Source organism: uncultured Oscillibacter sp. (assembly GCF_910587525.1).
Lineage (GTDB): Bacteria > Bacillota > Clostridia > Oscillospirales > Oscillospiraceae > Oscillibacter.
The window spans coordinates 1-3,577 of sequence record NZ_CAJULS010000181.1; the positions used below are offsets into that span (position 1 = coordinate 1).

A 3,577-nucleotide genomic window follows, 5' to 3' on the forward strand; every position below is an offset into this window, starting at 1 on the left:
GTCAAGTCAAATCCGTAGACTCTTATATAGTTAGAGACTTTGATTTACGAAAAAAATACTACTTAAAGGTCAAATCAGTTTTCATGTTCTTGCTCCCTCCCTCGAAGTGTAGGCCGGACTTACATAACCGCCCGTTTCGGCTCCTGGCGGGGCAGGCTGGCGGCGGTAGTGAAGATACCGCGCTCCATGTCCTCGGCCCGTAAAGCGGCCCTCTTTGCGTCCATGACGGGCTTGCGCTTGATGCTATACCGCCGGTCATACTCCTGTTGCTTGCCGCTGGCCTTGCGGCGAAGATACGCCTGATGCAGCTTGTCCCGCCGTTCCTCCCGCCTGCGAAACGCCTCCTGTTCCTCCGGGGTCAATTCTGCTTCCCGGAAAGAGGGGGGTATGTATCTGCCCACAAAATTGAAGTAGATTTCAACCGTCTGTGTGGTGTCCTGGCATCCTTTGCGGTCGCGCTCATGGACAAGGATTTTATCGACAAATTCATTGAGCATGGTGTTCGTCATGGTGTCGAAGCCCTGGTATTTGTCAATCAGAGCGATAAACTTTGCGAGGTAGTGAAATAGCTTTGCGGACTGTAATACAGATTCCTTGCTTATTATTGAATTTGCCTCTTTTATGTAATCTTATCACAGAAGAACACTGGCATTGATGGTATCATAAATGAAAACTTCCGGGAGGTCATGATATGGAAATCAAAACAAAAGTGAAACGGTGTGCTTTCATTCGTACAGACGTTTGTGTTGCCTGCGGCTGCTGCATGAAGGTATGTCCCTTAAGCGCCATACAGATTTGGAATGGGATTTGGGCCAAAGTCGATAGAACAAAGTGCGTGGGCTGCGGCAAATGCGCCAGGGAGTGTCCAGCCTCAATTATTGAAATTCAGGAGGTGACCGTATGAAAAGGCGTTGGTATGACTACCTGTGGATCGTGGAGCTGACCTACATGGCCCTGGGCCTTTTTAATATCCTGTTCGCCTGGTTGGGTATGCTGTTCTTCTGTATTCCGCTGATGATTTCCCTCGTCTGGGGCACCAAGGGCTACTGCAACCGGTATTGCGGCCGGGGACAGCTGTTCGGTCTGTTGGGCGGACGCTTTGGCCTGTCCCGGAAAAAGGACGTTCCGAAGTGGTTGAGGAGCAAATGGTTCCGCTATGGATTTTTGATTTTCTTCTTCATCATGTTCTTTCAGATGCTGTGGAATACTTATTTGGTCTTTGCCGGCGTACAGAATCTCAGGCAGGCGGTGACTCTGCTGTGGACGTTCAAGCTGCCCTGGCACTGGGCTTATCATGGAACCCTCTTTTCCCCCGGCATCGCCCAGTTCGCTTTCGGGTTTTATAGTGTTATGCTGACCTCCACCGTCCTCGGCCTGCTCACCATGGTCCTGTTCAAGCCCCGCAGCTGGTGCGTCTACTGCCCTATGGGCACTATGACCCAGCTGATCTGCAAGGCCAAACACCGAAAAGATGACATTGTCACAGGGCAAAAAAATTGAGTTAAAACAGATTTGCTAGACAAAAGAAAGGAGAAGCAGCTATGGGACTTTTCAACTTTTTTAAGGGGCCTGATATTGACCGGGGGACAAAAGACTTTCAGGAAACGCCCGGTGCGGTGCTGCTGGATGTTCGTACTGCCCAAGAGTACCGGGAGGGCCACATCTCCGGCGGCAAAAATGTTCCGCTTCAGGAACTGGATCGTGTGACTGCTATGGCGCCCAAGAAAGATACCCCGCTGTTCGTCTATTGCCACAGCGGCGCCAGGAGCAGCCAAGCGGTAAGGCTGCTGGCCCGGATGGGCTATACCAATATCAAAAATATCGGCGGCATTGCCGCCTACACAGGAAAGGTGGAACGCTGAAATGAAAGTTGTGATCATCGGCGGCGTGGCGGGAGGGGCCACAGCAGCGGCCCGGCTTCGGCGGTTGAACGAGACGGCGGAGATCGTGGTCTTTGAGCGGTCAGGGTATATCTCCTACGCCAACTGCGGCCTGCCCTACTACATCGGTGGGGTGATCGAGGAGCCCGAGGCCCTGACCCTCCAGACGCCAGAGAGCTTCTTTGCCCGCTTCCGGGTGGATATGCGGGTGCGACACGAGGTCGCCGCCATTCATCCGGATAAAAAGGCCGTCTCCGTGAAAGCTCTGGAGACAGGCGAGGAATTTGAGGAGCATTATGACAAGCTGATCCTCTCTCCTGGAGCCAGTCCCACCCAGCCCCGGCTCCCCGGCGTGGGAATCGGGAAGGTCTTTACACTGCGCACAGTGGAGGATACCTTCCGTATCAAGGACTATATCAATGCTCATCACCCAAAATCCGCCGTGCTGGCGGGCGGGGGCTTCATCAGCCTGGAACTGGCGGAGAATCTGCGGGAGCTGGAAATAGAGGTCACCATCGTCCAGCGTCCAAAGCAGCTGATGAACCCCTTTGACCCGGATATGGCCGCCTTCATCCACGGCGAGGTACGGCGGCACGGCATCCGGCTGGCCCTTGGGCATACGGTGGAAGGGTTCGCGGAGCGGGACGGCGGCGTGGACGTACAGCTGAAGGACACAGACCCTCTCCACGCCGATATGGTGGTGCTGGCCATCGGTGTCACCCCGGACACCGTTCTTGCAAAAGAGGCCGGTCTGGAACTGGGCCTCAAGGGCAGCATCGTGGTCAATGACCGGATGGAGACCTCTGTCCCAGACATCTACGCTGTAGGGGATGCGGTCCAGGTGAAGCATTATGTTACCGGGCAGGACGCGGTGATCTCCCTGGCCGGCCCCGCCAACAAGCAGGGACGTATCGCGGCAGACAACATCTGCGGAGGGGACAGCCGCTATCTTGGAAGTCAGGGCAGTTCGGTCATCAAGGTCTTTGACCTGACGGCGGCCTCCACCGGCGTCAACGAGACGAACGCCAAAAAGGCCGGCCTGGACGTGGACACGGTGATTCTGTCCCCCATGAGCCACGCGGGCTACTATCCCGGCGGAAAGCTGATGACCATGAAGGTGGTCTTTGAAAAGGGAACCTATCGTCTGCTGGGCGCTCAAATCGTGGGGTATGATGGGGTGGATAAACGGATTGATGTGCTGGCTACCGCCATCCATGCCGGATTGACAGCCATCCAGCTGAAGGACCTGGACCTGGCCTACGCGCCGCCCTACTCCTCCGCCAAAGACCCGGTGAATATGGCGGGCTTCATGGTGGAAAACCTGGCCAGCGGAGTTGTGAAGCAGTTCCATATTGAGGATGTGAACGCCCTGCCCCACGATGGCAGCGTGACCCTGCTGGATGTCCGGACACCCCAAGAGTACGCGGGCGGTCACATCAAGGGGTTCCGAAACATTCCTGTGGACGAACTGCGGGAACGGCTGGACGAAATCGGGAACGGTAAGCCGGTGTATGTTATCTGCCAGAGCGGCCTGCGCAGCTATATCGCCTGCCGTGTCCTGGCCGGGTATGGCTATGAGACATATAACTTCGCCGGAGGTTTTCGGTTCTATGATGCGGTAAAAAACGACCGCCGCCTGATTGAACAGTCCACAGCCTGTGGCATGGACCAGTAGATAGAAACACCTCTCCTCAATC

5 protein-coding genes are annotated in these 3,577 nt (G+C 55.4%); 4 read left to right on the top strand and 1 reads right to left on the bottom strand.

Annotated features, from left to right (window positions below):
- Window positions 1-119 precede the first annotated feature (119 nt).
- Window positions 120-623, bottom strand: a complete 504-nt coding sequence (locus tag QZ326_RS11925) for a DUF4368 domain-containing protein (protein WP_365329220.1) — start codon at window positions 621-623, stop codon at window positions 120-122.
- A gap of 68 nt (window positions 624-691) precedes the next feature.
- Between QZ326_RS11925 and QZ326_RS11930 the strand changes: the two genes are divergently transcribed.
- Genes QZ326_RS11930 through QZ326_RS11945 form a run of 4 tightly spaced genes read left to right on the top strand, consistent with a single transcriptional unit; the run spans window position 692 to window position 3,555 of the window.
- Window positions 692-904: a 4Fe-4S binding protein gene (locus tag QZ326_RS11930; protein WP_295745503.1), complete on the top strand. Its 213-nt coding sequence runs from the start codon at window positions 692-694 to the stop codon at window positions 902-904.
- Complete coding sequence (locus QZ326_RS11935) at window positions 901-1,500, top strand: 4Fe-4S binding protein (protein ID WP_295745505.1); 600 nt, start codon at window positions 901-903, stop codon at window positions 1,498-1,500. Before QZ326_RS11930 ends, QZ326_RS11935 begins: the two co-directional genes overlap by 4 nt.
- 41 nt (window positions 1,501-1,541) lie before the next feature.
- Entirely contained in the window at window positions 1,542-1,862 is a 321-nt protein-coding gene (locus tag QZ326_RS11940; RefSeq protein WP_295745507.1) for a rhodanese-like domain-containing protein, read from the top strand.
- Window position 1,863: 1 nt separating this feature from the next.
- Window positions 1,864-3,555 (top strand): FAD-dependent oxidoreductase, encoded by a 1,692-nt coding sequence (locus QZ326_RS11945; protein WP_295745508.1) that lies wholly within the window; start codon window positions 1,864-1,866, stop codon window positions 3,553-3,555.
- Window positions 3,556-3,577: the final 22 nt, after the last annotated feature.

Excerpts from the sequence above, each read along its gene's own strand:
- QZ326_RS11930 (WP_295745503.1), top strand. The coding sequence starts at position 692 with ATGGAAATCAAAACAAAAGTGAAACGGTGTGCTTTCATTCGTACAGAC.
- QZ326_RS11945 (WP_295745508.1), top strand. The coding sequence starts at position 1,864 with ATGAAAGTTGTGATCATCGGCGGCGTGGCGGGAGGGGCCACAGCAGCG.
- QZ326_RS11935 (WP_295745505.1), top strand. The coding sequence starts at position 901 with ATGAAAAGGCGTTGGTATGACTACCTGTGGATCGTGGAGCTGACCTAC.
- QZ326_RS11940 (WP_295745507.1), top strand. The coding sequence starts at position 1,542 with ATGGGACTTTTCAACTTTTTTAAGGGGCCTGATATTGACCGGGGGACA.